This is a genomic window from Epilithonimonas zeae, from assembly GCF_900141765.1.
Classification (GTDB): domain Bacteria; phylum Bacteroidota; class Bacteroidia; order Flavobacteriales; family Weeksellaceae; genus Epilithonimonas; species Epilithonimonas zeae.
The window spans coordinates 29,516-43,838 of the sequence record NZ_FSRK01000002.1; the positions used below are offsets into that span (position 1 = coordinate 29,516).

At 36.2% G+C, this 14,323-nt stretch carries 14 protein-coding genes; 9 read left to right on the top strand and 5 right to left on the bottom strand.

Annotated elements, in window-relative coordinates:
• Position 1: 1 nt before the first annotated feature.
• The 3 genes from BUR19_RS11870 to guaB all read left to right on the top strand — a co-directional run bounded on the left by BUR19_RS11870 (position 2) and on the right by guaB (position 3,858).
• On the top strand, positions 2-511 hold the full coding sequence (locus BUR19_RS11870; RefSeq protein WP_074235687.1) for a hypothetical protein: 510 nt from the start codon (positions 2-4) through the stop codon (positions 509-511).
• Between the two features lie 26 nt (positions 512-537).
• A complete protein-coding gene (locus BUR19_RS11875) occupies positions 538-2,220 on the top strand; it encodes a BamA/TamA family outer membrane protein (RefSeq protein WP_245799074.1) in 1,683 nt (560 codons plus the stop codon).
• 177 nt (positions 2,221-2,397) lie between these two features.
• Positions 2,398-3,858 carry an IMP dehydrogenase gene (gene guaB / locus BUR19_RS11880; protein WP_074235688.1) on the top strand — a complete coding sequence of 487 codons (1,461 nt, stop codon included), beginning with the start codon at positions 2,398-2,400 and terminating at the stop codon, positions 3,856-3,858.
• On the opposite strand, the gene BUR19_RS11885 is transcribed toward guaB, so the two are convergent.
• Complete coding sequence (locus tag BUR19_RS11885; RefSeq protein WP_074235689.1) at positions 3,859-4,059, bottom strand: KTSC domain-containing protein; 201 nt, start codon at positions 4,057-4,059, stop codon at positions 3,859-3,861.
• 102 nt (positions 4,060-4,161) lie between these two features.
• On the opposite strand from BUR19_RS11885, the gene BUR19_RS11890 reads away from it, so the two are divergent.
• Positions 4,162-4,509: a hypothetical protein gene (locus tag BUR19_RS11890; protein ID WP_074235690.1), complete on the top strand. Its 348-nt coding sequence runs from the start codon at positions 4,162-4,164 to the stop codon at positions 4,507-4,509.
• A gap of 29 nt (positions 4,510-4,538) precedes the next feature.
• Here the strand turns inward: BUR19_RS11890 and BUR19_RS11895 are convergent, their stop codons facing one another.
• Positions 4,539-5,624 (bottom strand): DUF4407 domain-containing protein, encoded by a 1,086-nt coding sequence (locus BUR19_RS11895; RefSeq protein ID WP_074235691.1) that lies wholly within the window; start codon positions 5,622-5,624, stop codon positions 4,539-4,541.
• 150 nt (positions 5,625-5,774) lie between these two features.
• Here BUR19_RS11895 and BUR19_RS11900 point away from each other — a divergent pair, with 150 nt between their 5' ends.
• Positions 5,775-6,212 (top strand): hypothetical protein, encoded by a 438-nt coding sequence (locus BUR19_RS11900; protein WP_074235692.1) that lies wholly within the window; start codon positions 5,775-5,777, stop codon positions 6,210-6,212.
• Here the strand turns inward: BUR19_RS11900 and BUR19_RS11905 are convergent.
• Both BUR19_RS11905 and BUR19_RS11910 read right to left on the bottom strand, forming a co-directional pair.
• Entirely contained in the window at positions 6,202-7,146 is a 945-nt protein-coding gene (locus BUR19_RS11905) for a YihY/virulence factor BrkB family protein (protein WP_074235693.1), read from the bottom strand. The genes BUR19_RS11900 and BUR19_RS11905 overlap by 11 nt on opposite strands.
• Before the next feature lie 38 nt (positions 7,147-7,184).
• Entirely contained in the window at positions 7,185-7,703 is a 519-nt protein-coding gene (locus tag BUR19_RS11910; RefSeq protein WP_074235694.1) for a gamma carbonic anhydrase family protein, read from the bottom strand.
• A 308-nt stretch (positions 7,704-8,011) separates the two neighbouring features.
• Here BUR19_RS11910 and BUR19_RS11915 point away from each other — a divergent pair, with 308 nt between their 5' ends.
• From BUR19_RS11915 to BUR19_RS11925, 3 genes are all read left to right on the top strand, one after another.
• Positions 8,012-8,890, top strand: coding sequence for a NifU family protein (locus BUR19_RS11915; RefSeq protein ID WP_074235695.1), 879 nt, complete (start codon positions 8,012-8,014; stop codon positions 8,888-8,890).
• A 135-nt stretch (positions 8,891-9,025) separates the two neighbouring features.
• The gene (hemH, locus tag BUR19_RS11920; protein ID WP_074235696.1) at positions 9,026-10,060 is read left to right on the top strand and encodes a ferrochelatase; all 1,035 of its coding nucleotides are present in this window, start codon (positions 9,026-9,028) and stop codon (positions 10,058-10,060) included.
• 17 nt (positions 10,061-10,077) lie between these two features.
• Complete coding sequence (locus tag BUR19_RS11925; RefSeq protein ID WP_074235697.1) at positions 10,078-10,524, top strand: DinB family protein; 447 nt, start codon at positions 10,078-10,080, stop codon at positions 10,522-10,524.
• Between the two features lie 404 nt (positions 10,525-10,928).
• On the opposite strand, the gene BUR19_RS11930 is transcribed toward BUR19_RS11925, so the two are convergent.
• Positions 10,929-13,661 (bottom strand): M16 family metallopeptidase, encoded by a 2,733-nt coding sequence (locus BUR19_RS11930; protein WP_074235698.1) that lies wholly within the window; start codon positions 13,659-13,661, stop codon positions 10,929-10,931.
• A 100-nt stretch (positions 13,662-13,761) separates the two neighbouring features.
• On the opposite strand from BUR19_RS11930, the gene ruvC reads away from it, so the two are divergent.
• Positions 13,762-14,316, top strand: a complete 555-nt coding sequence (gene ruvC / locus BUR19_RS11935) for a crossover junction endodeoxyribonuclease RuvC (RefSeq protein ID WP_074235699.1) — start codon at positions 13,762-13,764, stop codon at positions 14,314-14,316.
• The last annotated feature ends 7 nt before the right edge of the window (positions 14,317-14,323 follow it).

The following is a 14,323-nucleotide window of genomic DNA, read 5'->3' on the forward strand; positions in this document are numbered from 1 at the left end:
AATGAAGAAATTACTTTTATTATTAATTGGAAGCTTATGTTTCGCACAGACATCCAATCAAAATCTAAATCGCGATCTGAATGCGATGAAAAATTCTTTCCTAAAAAAGGATTTTGAAACATTCGTCGAATACATTTATCCAAAATCTTTTGAACTAACTGGAGGAAAAAGCAATACGGTGATGATGATGAAAATGATGTACGCGAAAATGGGAAAAGACATCAGTATTCAAAGTTTGACTTATAAAAATCCTGGAAAATTCATTAATCAAAACAATGAAATCCAAGTTACCATTGATGAAGAAAGTGTTATTAAAACACCAAAAGGAACGAGTAGTAACAAGAATACTATGATTGCAATTTCCAGTAACAAAGGTAAAAACTGGACGTTCATCAATACGCTAAATCAGTCCAAAGAAAATCTTATTAAAGCGTTTCCTAACTTGAGCAAAAAATTAGAAATCAAGTCCAATTCTACGATTCCGAAAGCCAATCCCAAAATCAAACAATAATTAAAGTTGATTTCTGTTTCTAAAATATGCAAAATGATATTCTGAATGCAGTAAAATGGAATGACGAATCTCCAACAAAAGATTCTTCGCTTCGTTACGCTTTGTTCAGATTTACAGTTTTGATTTCATTCTTCTTTTTTACATTTTCAACAGCGCAGAAAAAAGAATATTGGCTTATCGACAAAGAAACCAACGCAAAAAAAATCGTTTCCGATTCGGCGAAAGCTGTTAAGTTTCTGGATTCATTAACCGAGAATTCTTACTTTTTCACAGAACTGAAAGACGTCAAAAAAATTGAAAACAGAACTGAAATCTATTATGACAAAGGTCCAAATTTCAACAAAGCCAATGTCAAATTTTCAGATTCTTTAGTTAATGATTTGAAGTTTCAAAAGAATGAGATTTACACAAAAAATTTAGATTCGCTTAAGAAGAATATCAATCAAAAATATCGGGACAAAGGTTTCGCTTTCAATCGTGTCAAAACCAAATTCCAGAAAATGGAAAACGGAATTCCCTTAGTAAAAATCTCCGTTGTCACCGCTTCTCAGAGGAAAATTGACGGCATCGTTTTCAAAGGTTACACGCGTTTACCGAAACAATTCGTTAAGAATCTCAACAAACAATATCTTGGAAAAAACTATGATGACAAGAATTTGATTTCTATGAATCAGTCTTTGCAAAATCATCAATTTGTTTCGTTGGAAAAACCACCGCAGACATTATTTACCAAAGATTCTACACAGGTTTTTCTCTTTACCCAGAAACGAAAAACGAACACTTTTGACGGAATGATTGGCTTCGGAAATGATAAAACCGAAAAATTCACAGTCAATGGAACTTTGAACGTTCAGATGAAAAATATGTTCAACAGTTTCGAAAGCATCGGTGTCTATTGGCAAAGAAATCCCGACAAAGGTCAGACTTTTGATATGCAAACCGATATCCCCTACACTTTTGGGAGCAATGTTGGTCTTAATATCAATGTCAATATTTTCCGTCAGGATTCCACTTTTGCGAATGTTAAATTTTTGCCCGCGGTTTATTATCATCTTTCGCCGAAGCAAAAACTCGGTTTGAAAGGAACTTTTGAATCATCTGCGATTCTTGATTCGCTTTATACGAGCGGTCGAGATTACAGCAAAAAAGGGATTGGACTTTATTATCAATTTCAGGAAGGGAGCGATATTCCGCTGTTCATCAACAAAAGTAATATCCGTGTTGAAGCCGATTTTCTGAAGACAACTTACGACGATACGCAGGAAAAATTTGACCAAATCCGATACTTTTTATTTGCAGAGCACAACTTCAATTTGTCAGGAAATCACTTTCTCAACATCAAAGGAGAATCCGCTTTGCTCAGTTCAAAAAACGAATTATCTACAAACGAACTTTTTCGGTTTGGAGGCTGGAACTCGCTTCGGGGTTTCAACGAACAGAGTCTCGTTAGCGATTTTTACGCTTTTGCCGGTGCGGAATATCGTTATCTCGTAAATGACCAAGCCTTTTTCGATTTGTTTGCGCAATATGGGCAAATGTCCAACAAAGCTCTGGGAATCACGCCAAAACTCTACAGTGTAGGCCTGGGGTTCAACTTTTTTCTTCCTGTTGGTTTAATGAGTTTTCAAATTTCCAACGGAAACGAATTCGGTAATCCTTTCAAATTCAACGAAATAAAGATCCATTGGGGAATCCTCAGCAGGTTTTAATTAATGATAAGTGATAAATGATTGTTAATACTAATAAGAATTTGAAAATCATTTATCAACCATCACTTATCAATTATTTAAATCGTCATCATTTCTCTGAATATTAATTATTTATCAAATAAATTATGATATTTTCAAATTCCATAAAAATAGCTTAATTTTGCAAAGAAAGTAAAGATGTCTATTCATAACAAAATTGTAGAGACAGCCATCACTTTCGATGACGTGCTTCTAGTCCCTTCTTATTCAGAAGTTTTACCTAATCAGGTTTCCTTAAAATCAAGACTTACAGACAAAATTTCGCTTAATGTTCCTATAGTTTCCGCAGCGATGGATACGGTTACAGAGGCTGATTTGGCAATTGCATTGGCGAGAGTTGGCGGTTTGGGTTTTATTCATAAAAATATGACCATCGAAGAACAGGCAGCTCAGGTCAACAGCGTGAAGCGTTCCGAAAACGGAATGATTGCCGACCCGGTAACTTTGTCAAAAGACCACACTTTGGCAGAAGCAAAGGCTTTAATGGCAGAATACAAAATCTCTGGTCTTCCTGTGGTTGACAAAAATAATTATCTCATAGGAATCATTACCAACAGAGATGTGAAATATCAGGAAAACCTTGAGGTGAAAGTGGAGGAAATAATGACCAAAGACAACCTCATCACTTCTGATAAAACCACGAATCTGGAAACAGCGAAAGAAATTTTGCTGAAAAACAGAATCGAGAAACTTCCAATTGTTGATAAGAAAAACAAACTCGTTGGATTAATTACGATTAAAGACATTGACAATCAATTAGAATATCCAAATGCAAACAAAGACCAAAACGGCCGTCTTATCGTTGGAGCCGGAGTTGGTGTTGGTGAAGATACGATTGAAAGAATTACAGCCTTAGTAAAAGCTGGCGTTGACATCGTCGCAATTGATTCTGCTCACGGACATTCCAAAGGTGTTTTGGATAAAATCTCAGAAATCAGAAAAACTTTCCCAGACTTGGATATCGTTGGTGGAAATATTGTAACAGCGGATGCTGCAAAAGATTTGATAAAAGCTGGTGCCAATGTTCTGAAAGTTGGTGTTGGTCCAGGTTCAATCTGTACAACAAGAGTTGTTGCCGGTGTTGGAGTTCCTCAATTATCTGCAATCTATAATGTTTACGAATTCGCTAAGAAGAAAAATGTAGCAGTGATTGCTGATGGTGGAATCAAACTTTCCGGAGACATTGTAAAAGCGATTGCAAGTGGTGCTGGCGCTGTAATGCTAGGTTCACTTCTTGCTGGAACAGATGAAGCTCCGGGAGAAGAAATTATCTTTCAAGGCAGAAAATTCAAATCTTACCAGGGAATGGGTTCTCTTTCTGCAATGAAACGCGGCGGAAAAGAGCGTTATTTCCAGAGTGAAGCCAAAAAATTTGTCCCAGAAGGGATCGAAGGAAGAGTTCCTCACAAAGGAAAATTAGAAGATGTAATTTTTCAATTAACTGGAGGACTTCGTGCTGGAATGGGCTATTGTGGTGCAAAAGATATTGAAGCATTACAAAAAGATTCAAAATTGGTAATGATAACGGGAAGTGGTTTGAAAGAATCTCATCCACACGACGTCATCATTACACAAGAAGCTCCGAATTACTCTTTATAGCTAATCGCTGATTTTTCTGAATTTGAATTTTGGCTTAATAACTTTATTTAAGAAAATTCCTTTTGAGAAAGCAGATTTGAATTCATCAAAAATTTTCTGAGACACATTCAGATAATCATAGACTGCTCCGGATTGATAAACGATCCGGAGTATTTTTTTATCCTCTTGATAACTGTAATGATTGATAACTGACGAAGGCATAATTTTTTAATTACAAAAAATATTCCCACAATCCATTAAAAAACAAAAACTTTGGTGTCAAGTTTGATGATAATTTTATAATTTTGCAGCGTTATTAAACCAATGAAGAAGACTACACTTTTCCCACTATTATTCTTAACCGTTTTTGTTTTCGGAATGCTTTCTTTCACATCAAATAAGAAAGTAATTGCCGTTGTTTTTAACAAAGAAATGACTAGGCAAGACCTAATGAGCCTGCAGAAAAATCTAAAAGATAAGAACATCATTTTAGTATTTAACAAAATGAAATTTACCAAGAATAGGTTGAGTTATATCGATTTCAGTATCGATTTTGGGGATGGTTTTTCAGGAACTTCAAAATCTGCCATTACAAAAAATACAGAAATAGGTTTTATGCGAGATTATAACGATAACGCTGAACAACCTTTTGTTGTCGGTAATTTAAAATAAAAAAAGCTTCCTAACTTGGAAGCTTTTTTTTATGTGTTATTCTGATTTCGTTTTGTTTCTTTTCTGATTTTAAGGTCATCTTCAAAATCATCGATTCGATAATCGGTCAATGAGTTTCCTTTTCTGATTTTCTCTTTAGAATAAAGCTTAAATTCGTTCTCCGTTTTTTCCAAAAGATAATCGTAAGGTCCAACCGAAGAAATTAGTTTAATCAAAACCGGCGAAATTTCCAGACAGACAAATAATCCCATAATGAAACTTGCCGCCAAAGCAATGATGGCTGAATTCTTTCCTAATTCATCCAAAGCCTGCAATCTCGCTGCAAAACCATTGAATTTATCTTCAACTCCTTCAGTCGATTTTCTTTCGGTTTCAAGATTAGAATAAACTTTCGAAATTTCTTTATCGAGATATTGCAATCTTTCCTGTTGTTGCTTTTGGTAATTTTCCAGGTCAGCTCGTTTTTGTTCTTTCAGTTCGGCTTTTCTTTTGGCATTAGTTCCGTAACCCACTTTTCCACTGGTTAAACCAGATTGCTTTCCAAGAATTTCTTTTTCTAATTCAACAGAAGCAGAATCATAAGCCATCTGATAAGTTTTAATTTGATTTTGGATTTGTTTCTTTTCCAAATCAAAAGGTCCGGATTGTTGCAGAATTCTTCCACTCATTTCAGCCTGTAATTGTTTTTTATTCCTTTGAATAATCGTATTCAGTTGTTTGTTAACTTCTTTCTCAAAGATTTTTAATTCCAAAGGTTTTGAAATAATGATTCCCAGAAAAGTCGCTAAAATCAAACGCGGAATAGTCATCAAAATTTGATTCCACCAAGTTCCAGTTTTTTTGATTGAGGAAACAATATATCTATCAAGGTTGAAAATCATCAACCCCCAAAGAATCCCGAATCCTACAGATGCCCAAAGATTATCGAAAACTGTAAACATTGCATATCCCGCAGACAACGTTGCAAAAATAGCAGTGAACAAAACGATACCACCGATTCCGGCAAACTTGTTCCATTCGGAAGGCGATTTTTTCAGCAGATGAATATTCCCTCCGGAACAAATCATCAGAAAATGCTGAAACCAATTCATTTTATGTGTGTTATTCTTTTTCATTTAATTACAATTCATCATAATTTGTCATTTAAAACGTTAATTTGTTACAAATAGTATTAGGCTTTGCCTAATAACTAAATCTGTACCAATTATTTTTATTCATATTAAATTTCTAGGTACTATATTTGATGACAGATTTAAAAATATTTTATGAAAAATCTACTGTTCCTGACAGCTATTGCAATAGCTTCATTTTCGTGTAAGTCCACAATTAATCCAGACAATCTTCCAAAACCTCTTCCAGAAAGGCCAAAGGAAAACCCGGATAATGCAAATCTGACACAGCAGGAAGCACAGGAAATGGAAAATTTGAAATCCGAAATTCTCACAATGGCGAAAAGTGAAAAATGCACCAATCCTGTTGATTGGAAATCAGTTGGTTTAGGTGTAAAAGCTTGCGGCGGCCCTGTTTCTTATATTGCTTATTCGTCAAAAATAGATGAAGCAAAATTTCTGGAAAAAGTCAATTTGTATAATCAGAAATCAACAGAGTACAATAAAAAATACAATTTGGTATCAGATTGTATGCTAGTAATGCCACCAGAAAAAATCGAATGTGAAAACGGAAATCCTGTTTTCAAATATTAGAATCCGGATTCTGAGGCGTAATTTTTTGTGCTTCAGAATCTCTGTATAATTTTTCTTTGCTCCATTTAGCGTGTTTGGAAGGAATGATTGTATGCCCTTTTCTGTAAGTATAAATCTTGGTAAACTCAGCTCCAAAAAATATCAATTGACAAGAGTAATTGATCCACATCATCAATAGAATTACAGTTCCTGCTGCTCCAAAAATGGAAGTTGGCTTAGAAACATCGAAGTAGAAACTCATCAGCATTTTTCCAAGATTGAAAAGCAAAGCCGTAACAATTGCGCCAATCCAAACGGATTTCCATTTGATTTCTACATCGGGTAAAACCTTGAACATAAAAGCGAATAAAATAGTAACGATCGCTAATCCTAAAATAAAATTACTTGCCTGGATAATCACATAAGTTTCCAGTCCAAAATATTGAGTAATTAAATTATTTGCAAGTCCAATAGCAGAAGATAAAAGCATACTTACGAGAAGAAGAAATGCGATAATAAGAATCATCCCCAGAGAATTAGCTCTATCAAGAATGAATTTTTGCCAAGCTTTTTTTGGAGCAGCTTCTACATCCCAAAGATTATTAAGCGCGCTTTGCATTTGAAAAAATAAGCTGGTGGCACCAAAAACCAAGGTTCCAACCCCAAGAGCTTTCATCCAGAAATTCTGTTTATCAACCATTGCACTTTTGATAATATCCTGAATGCTTTTTGCGCCGTCATAGCCCATTATACCTTGCAGTTGTCGGCGGATTTCACCATTCACAGCTTCTTCGCCAAAGAAATGTCCTGCAACCCAAATCACGATAATCATCAAACCGGGCAAAGAAAATATCGCATTGTAAGCCATACTTGCACTGTCTTTGGCTGCGGAGGAAGACATCCACTCACTGAAGGTTTGTTTTAGAACTTCCCAAAAAGAATTAAGTTTTTTCATTGCTTATTTTTCTTGGGAAATTCAATCTTTATACCAACTTAGTCTTCTTTGTACCAGCTGGAGTATTTAACATAATTATTGGCGATTCTATCAATCTCGCCTGTAATCAGATTTTGAGACACATCCTTCACTTTTTTTGCCGGAACGCCAGCCCAGATTTCGCCTTCTTTGATGTGTGTATTAGCCGTTACCACAGCGCCTGCCGCAACAATAGAGTTACTTTCTACAATGCAGTCATCCATTACAATTGCGCCCATCCCAATCAGAACATTATCTTTTATTGTACAGCCATGCACAATCGCATTGTGACCAATCGAGACACTATTTCCAATTGTCGTCGGGCTTTTTTGATAAGTACAGTGTATCATCGCATTGTCCTGAACATTCACTTTATCGCCCATTTTGATGAAATGGACATCGCCTCTCAAAACTGCATTGTACCAAATACTGCAATCTTTCCCCATCGTCACATCGCCGATAATCACAGCCGTTTCCGCCACAAAAGTATTTTCTCCAAGTTGAGGCGTCTTGCCTAAAAGTTCTCTAATAATTGCCATATTTTCTATAATTGATGATTAATAAATGATAGTTGATTTTAAAATAATTTTTTATTTGGGCGCCTTTATCCGTCCTCCACTCCCGCTTTTTTATTTTTCTTTGGAAAAATAAAAAGAGCTCCGTTCAGGCCGGGGCGCAGATTGGTCTTTCAAACCCAATTTCGACATTCACCTAGCCAAAATCAAACCAATAGAAAAAATCGAAAATCCGCAAAGCTTCTCATAATCAAAACTTAACATAACATTGGGATTTATCAGCTTTTTTCTTCCACCAAATTACGATAATTTTGTAGTTCAATTTACTTAAAATGCGAGAAATCATTATAGAACCTACGGAAAATAAAAAAGTGATGAAGTTCGTGACGGACTACACTTTGATTCCCGGTTCATTGGAATTAGACAGAGATTCTGATGTCTCTGAGATTCCGTTAGCTCAAGAGTTGTTTAATTATCCTTTCGTTAACAGAATTTTCATTACAGCCAATTTCATTGCGGTAGCAAAAGAAGATACTGTAGAATGGGAACACGTTGCAGAAAGTCTGAAGAACATCATCGAAGACGAATTGCTGGCGAACCCGAGAATCTATCTTCAGAAAAGAAAAGAGATGTATCAAATCTATTCTGAGATGACACCAAATCCTGCTGTTATGAAATTCATTTCCAGCAAAATGCTGATGGATGGATTCATCGAAGTTAAGACTCGTGAAGAAGCGGACGAAGTGCCTTTGGCCAAAGAATTATATGAAGCTTTTGATTTTGTGAAAGAAATCTATGTGAGCGATAACTTTGTGGCGGTAACCAGAGATAGTCAGTTTGAATGGCACGAGATTATGAACCGAGTTCGTTCGTTCATCGCAGAATTTTTGCAGGCTGGAAAAACAATTTCTAATGCAGAACCTCATCAGCACGAGAATCCTGTTTTGAAAATCATCAACAGAGAATATACGAATGACGAGCAGAAAATCAGCGACATTCTTAACGAATATGTTGCTCCTGCAGTAGAAAACGATGGTGGAAAAATCTCTCTGATTGAATACGACGGAGAAAACAAAACCGCAAGAATGCTTCTACAAGGCGCTTGCAGTGGTTGCCCATCTTCCACAGCAACTTTGAAAAACGGCATCCAGAATATTCTGAAGCAATTTGTTCCTGAATTGGTGGAGAATGTGGAAGCTGTAAATGGATAATGGCTTCGAGAGCCTCAGTCTGACAATGTGTAAAAAGAATTAATTTAATCTTAAATTTGTCATTCCAAAGAAATCTAGATAATAGAGATTCCTACGGAATGGCAAATTTGCGTTTATTTCTAAAAATATATTATTTTGAATCAACCAGTTCATAACAAAAAAGGAATTCTACTCGTAAACCTCGGTTCGCCGAAATCGACTGATGTAAAAGATGTAAAAGAATATCTGGACGAGTTTCTGATGGATGAAAAAGTCATCGATTACCGTTGGATTTTCCGAGCATTATTGGTTCAAGGGATTATCCTGAAAACCAGACCTAATAAATCAGCGGAAGCTTATAAAACCGTTTGGACAGATGAAGGTTCGCCTTTGATTGTGATTTCTAAGAATCTGCAGAAAGAACTTCAGAAATTAGTGGATGTTCCGGTTGGTTTGGGAATGCGTTATGCTGAACCATCGATACAGACTGGGATTCAGGAATTGGTTGACAAGGGCATTACCGAAATCACTTTGGTTCCGCTTTATCCGCAATATGCAATGAGCACGACAGAAACTGTGATTGATAAAGCTGAGGAAGTCCGACTGAAATTCTTTCCGGATATCAAAATCAATTATGTTCAGCCGTTTTATAATCGAGAGATCTATATCGATGCTTTGGCGAAAAGTATTGGCGAAAAGTTGCCTCCAGATTTTGATTTACTTCAATTCTCGTATCACGGCGTTCCGGAAAGACATATCTATAAAACCGACCCGACAAAGACCTGCAGTATGGACAACTGTTGCCAAAAAGATGATCATCCGTCACATAAATTCTGTTACAGACACCAGTGTTATAAAGTCACAGAATTAGTTCGTGAGAAATTAGGTTTGCCTAAGGAAAAAGTCTTGGTCACTTTCCAATCACGATTGGGTAAAGACAAGTGGATGGAACCTTACACCGACGCTACTTTGGAAGGTCTTGGCAAGAAAGGCATCAAGAAACTGGCGATTGTTTGTCCGGCTTTTGTGTCCGATTGTCTGGAAACATTGGAAGAGATTTCTGTGGAAGGAAAAGAGATTTTCCTGCACGGTGGAGGCGAGAGATTCGATTATATCCCTTGTTTGAATGAGGATGCAGATTGGGTGAATGTCGTGAAGACTTTATCTGAAGAGAAATTAGCTCAGTTTTAATTTAGATTGCCTGAAATATGTTATCACAAACTTTAAACTCACTTTTTGAAAGAGATTTGAATAAAGTGATTGATGAACTTAATCTTTATCAATCGGAGTCTAATATTTGGCAAGTTGAAGGGAATATTTCTAATTCGGCAGGAAATCTAGCTTTGCATCTTGTTGGGAATCTCAAAACTTATATCGGGAAAGAGATTGGGAAATTTGACTATGTGCGAAACAGAGATTTGGAGTTTGCGGACAAGAATGTTCTGAGAGAAAAAATCGTTGCTGATTTGACTGATACGATTGCGATAATAAGAGATTCTTTGAAATCTGTATCAGATGAAGATTTGAAGAAAGAATATCCACTTTTGGTGCTGTCGGGGAAAACTTCAACTGAATATTTTCTGGTTCATCTAGCCACGCATTTGAATTATCATTTGGGACAAATCAATTACCACAGACGATTGATAGAAAAGTAATAGAAATTATCTTATCAAATACAAACCACTTCAACTAGTTGAAGTGGTTTTTGTTTGGGTTTAATAAAATTAATGATAAGGAAATATCTTGTGGTCAGATTAATCTGAAGGATTTGACAATTCAAAAATAATCCTGCATTGATTAGTTTTCTCTGGAACTACAAAATTGGGGTTATTTCTGTTGAAAGGGAAATGTTGTTTTACTCTGCTGAAAACACATAGCCCTGATTGTAATGGAAATCCTTTTTTGCGTTTACTTTCGGATGTTTTGATTGACTAAATGTGATGCAAAAAAATATTGCAGCGAAAAGCAGATTCCCGGCTTCGAAAAGTAATTTGTAAATTAAAAAAATAAAAAACCGCCCCAGTAATCTGAGACGGTTTTAATTTTATAAAAATTGTTATTATTTCTTATTAAAATCTCCTGCAAATACAGAAGTCATTTTGTCTTCGCTGATGTATTTTCTAAGAACATCATTCACTTGAGAAACTTTCAGTGCAGAAACTTTCGCTTCCAAAGCATCATACTCATCCAAAGATTGACCGTACTGAAGCTGAGAATTAACCAATCCCATCAAAGTATTATCGTTTCCTAAACCTGTTTTTCTGGAGTTTAACCAAGATGTCAAATTGGATTTGAATTCTTCTTCTGTGAAACCGTCTTTCACTGCTTTATTAACTTCTTCTTTCAAAGCTTTGTTCACTGCATCTTTTTTGGTTGGGTTGAAGAACGCATACCAAGCCCAAGACGCTACATTGTTGTCAATAGGAATATTCACATAAGAACCCGCACCATAACTGATTCCTTCTTTCTCACGAAGTCTGGTCGGAATCCTTGCTGTTAAGAAACCACCACTTCCTAACATTTCGTTGGCAATAACGAAAGCTGGATAATCCGGAGATTTTCTGTCCATAGAGAAACTGATTTTTCCAACTGCAGCACCATTTTCTTTGTCCGGAGTCAGATAATCTTTATCTTGTTTTTTGGTTGCGAATAATTCTGGCTTGATGTATTCGTAGTTGGATTTGGAATTCCATTTTCCGAAAGTCGATTCTAATAATGCAGCCGTCGTTTTTGTATCCACATCGCCAATTACAGAACCTACTCCATTATTACTTCCCAAGATTTTGTTATAGAAATCTACCAACTGTTCTCTCTTCACTTTCTTGTTATTATCAATCTGTTCCTGCGTAGAAGCTGTATAATAGATGCTCTCTTTAGGATAATTTTCAGTGATTTTTTCGATTTCTGTAAAAGCGATAGACTGAGGGTCATTCAAAGAACTTTCCAGATAGGTGTTGTACTCGTTTACAGTTTTTGCCAATTCTGCTTCCGGGAAAGTAGATTCGGTCAGGATTTCTTTAATTAATGACGTTACTTTTGGCAAACTGTCTTTGTAAGTGCTGAAGTTCACAAACAATGTCTGACCGCTGAACCCGAAATTGATGTTAGATTTCCACTCATCCAACATATCTTGTATTTGTTCTTTGGTGTGAGACTTAGTTCCTGTTTTTAGAACTTGTGCCATTAGAGAACCTACATCAGATTTTCCGTTCAAATCTTTAGCATTACTAACAGGGAATTTGAAACTTCCAAGAACCTTACCTCCTTTGATATCTTTTTTAATTAAGCCGTACTTCATTCCGTTGCTCAGTTTGCCTTCTGTCAAATTAGCTTTCAGATTTTTGATACTCGCTTCGAAAGGAGCTGCATCTTTTTCCAATGCTTTTCCTTTGTAATCTTTGGTCAAAGTGGCGATTTGGTCATCTGTATATTCTACATTTTTGACTCTTACCTCATCTTTTGAAGGAATAAAAACTCCAACTGTTCGGTTGTTAGTCTTGAAATATTTAGCAGCCACTCTTTGGATATCTGCGGCTGTTAGTTTCTCCACCGTGTCACGATAAATCATTCCCAATTTATAGTTGCCAGCACCAACAATTTCTGTCAAATTAACAGCATAACCAATTGTGTTATTCTTGATATTTTCTACTTGCTTAAGGATTTTCGCTTTTGCTCTTGCAACGTCTTGGTCTGTATATTTGATAGTGGCGATTTTGTCCAACTCGGCACGGAAATCATTCTCCGTTGTTTTTAAATCTTTATCAGCCGGAATATCCAAACCGAAATACATAAAACTCGCATCTCTCACCAATGGCTGATAAGCATAAACAGAAGCCGCTTTGTGAGAATCTATCATCGCTTTGTAAAGATAACCGGAAGGGTCAGCCGTTAAAATCTCCTGCAAAGCATCCAGCGCTGCATAATCTTTATCCGCATAAGGTGCAGTGTGATATAGTGCTCCAATCACTTTGCTGTCTCCTGCACGTTTCAGCTCTACAAAACGTTCGCCATCCTGAGCAGGCTCTACTGTATAAGGCGCATCCAAGACTCTCGCCGGTTTTGCAATCGTTGAGAAATACTGGGAAATATATTCCAAAGCTTTTTTCTCATCAAATTTTCCCGCCACAATTAAAGTTGCATTATCTGGCTGGTAATATTTTTCGTAAAATTTTCTCAGCGTCACCGCTTTTACTCTTTCTACATCTTCCTTGCTTCCGATGGTGCTGTTTCCGTAGTTGTGCCAAAGATAAGCTGCAGAAATAATGCGTTCCATCAAGACACCGCTCGGACTATTTTCCCCGATTTCAAATTCGTTTCTTACAACAGAAAATTCTTTATCAAGGTCTGACTGAAGAATCGTTGCGTTTATCATTCTGTCCGCTTCCATTTCTAAGAACCATTTTAAGTTCTCATCATTAGAAGGAAAAACTTCATAATAATTGGTTCTGTCATACCAAGTTGTTCCGTTGGCATTTCCACCCTTGTCAGACAACATTTTCTTGATATCACCTAATTTTTTCGTGCTTTTGAACAACATATGCTCCAGCAAGTGAGCCATTCCTTTTTCGCCATAACCTTCGTGCTTGGAACCCACGTTATAAACGATATTTACAACAGCGTTACTTTGAGAAGGATCTGATAGCAAAAGCACTTTCATTCCGTTACTTAAGGAATATTCTTTGATTCCTTCGGTGTTACTTACAAATTTCGGAGTTTCGGCTTTTTGTGCAAACACAGGCGTATTAAGTCCTGCATAGAAAACGACTGCCGCAGTCAGTAGAAAATTTCTCATGTTTTGATAGTTATTTTTAGGTTTCTAAATTTAATAACTTTGTATGAAAATATATTTTCTCTTTTGATATTTATGAAAATCTTAACGTAATTTTGCCGATATGTTAGTTGAAAAAGTCATTTTAGGGATTGACCCTGGAACAAGTATTATGGGTTTTGGAATTATTTCTGTAAAAGGGAGTAAAATGGAGTTGATAGCTATCCACGAATTAATCCTGAAAAAATACGATAATCATGAAACAAAACTTAAAGTTATTTTTGATAAGACCTTAGCTTTGATTGATGAATATCATCCTGACGAAACTGCTTTGGAAGCTCCTTTCTTCGGAAAGAATGTCCAGAGTATGCTAAAACTGGGAAGAGCTCAAGGCGTTGCAATGGCAGCAAGTCTCCACAGAAACATTCCCATCATCGAATATTCTCCCAAAAAAATCAAAATGGCCATCACAGGAAACGGAAATGCCAGCAAAGAACAAGTTGCAGGAATGCTCCAGAACCTTTTGAAACTGAAAGAATTCCCTACAAAATACCTTGATGCCTCTGATGGATTAGCGGTTGCAGTCTGTCATCATTTTAATTCTGGCAATATTTCCACTGATAAATCTTATTCCGGTTGGGATAGCTTTTTAAAACAAAATCCAGATAGGATTAAATAATTTTCTT

Excerpts from the sequence above, each read along its gene's own strand:
- BUR19_RS11885 (WP_074235689.1), bottom strand. The coding sequence starts at position 4,059 with ATGCCTTCGTCAGTTATCAATCATTACAGTTATCAAGAGGATAAAAAA.
- ruvC (WP_074235699.1), top strand. The coding sequence starts at position 13,762 with ATGTTAGTTGAAAAAGTCATTTTAGGGATTGACCCTGGAACAAGTATT.
- BUR19_RS11925 (WP_074235697.1), top strand. The coding sequence starts at position 10,078 with ATGTTATCACAAACTTTAAACTCACTTTTTGAAAGAGATTTGAATAAA.
- BUR19_RS11890 (WP_074235690.1), top strand. The coding sequence starts at position 4,162 with ATGAAGAAGACTACACTTTTCCCACTATTATTCTTAACCGTTTTTGTT.
- BUR19_RS11895 (WP_074235691.1), bottom strand. The coding sequence starts at position 5,624 with ATGAAAAAGAATAACACACATAAAATGAATTGGTTTCAGCATTTTCTG.
- guaB (WP_074235688.1), top strand. The coding sequence starts at position 2,398 with ATGTCTATTCATAACAAAATTGTAGAGACAGCCATCACTTTCGATGAC.
- BUR19_RS11910 (WP_074235694.1), bottom strand. The coding sequence starts at position 7,703 with ATGGCAATTATTAGAGAACTTTTAGGCAAGACGCCTCAACTTGGAGAA.
- BUR19_RS11900 (WP_074235692.1), top strand. The coding sequence starts at position 5,775 with ATGAAAAATCTACTGTTCCTGACAGCTATTGCAATAGCTTCATTTTCG.
- BUR19_RS11875 (WP_245799074.1), top strand. The coding sequence starts at position 538 with ATGCAAAATGATATTCTGAATGCAGTAAAATGGAATGACGAATCTCCA.
- BUR19_RS11905 (WP_074235693.1), bottom strand. The coding sequence starts at position 7,146 with ATGAAAAAACTTAATTCTTTTTGGGAAGTTCTAAAACAAACCTTCAGT.
- BUR19_RS11915 (WP_074235695.1), top strand. The coding sequence starts at position 8,012 with ATGCGAGAAATCATTATAGAACCTACGGAAAATAAAAAAGTGATGAAG.
- BUR19_RS11870 (WP_074235687.1), top strand. The coding sequence starts at position 2 with ATGAAGAAATTACTTTTATTATTAATTGGAAGCTTATGTTTCGCACAG.
- BUR19_RS11930 (WP_074235698.1), bottom strand. The coding sequence starts at position 13,661 with ATGAGAAATTTTCTACTGACTGCGGCAGTCGTTTTCTATGCAGGACTT.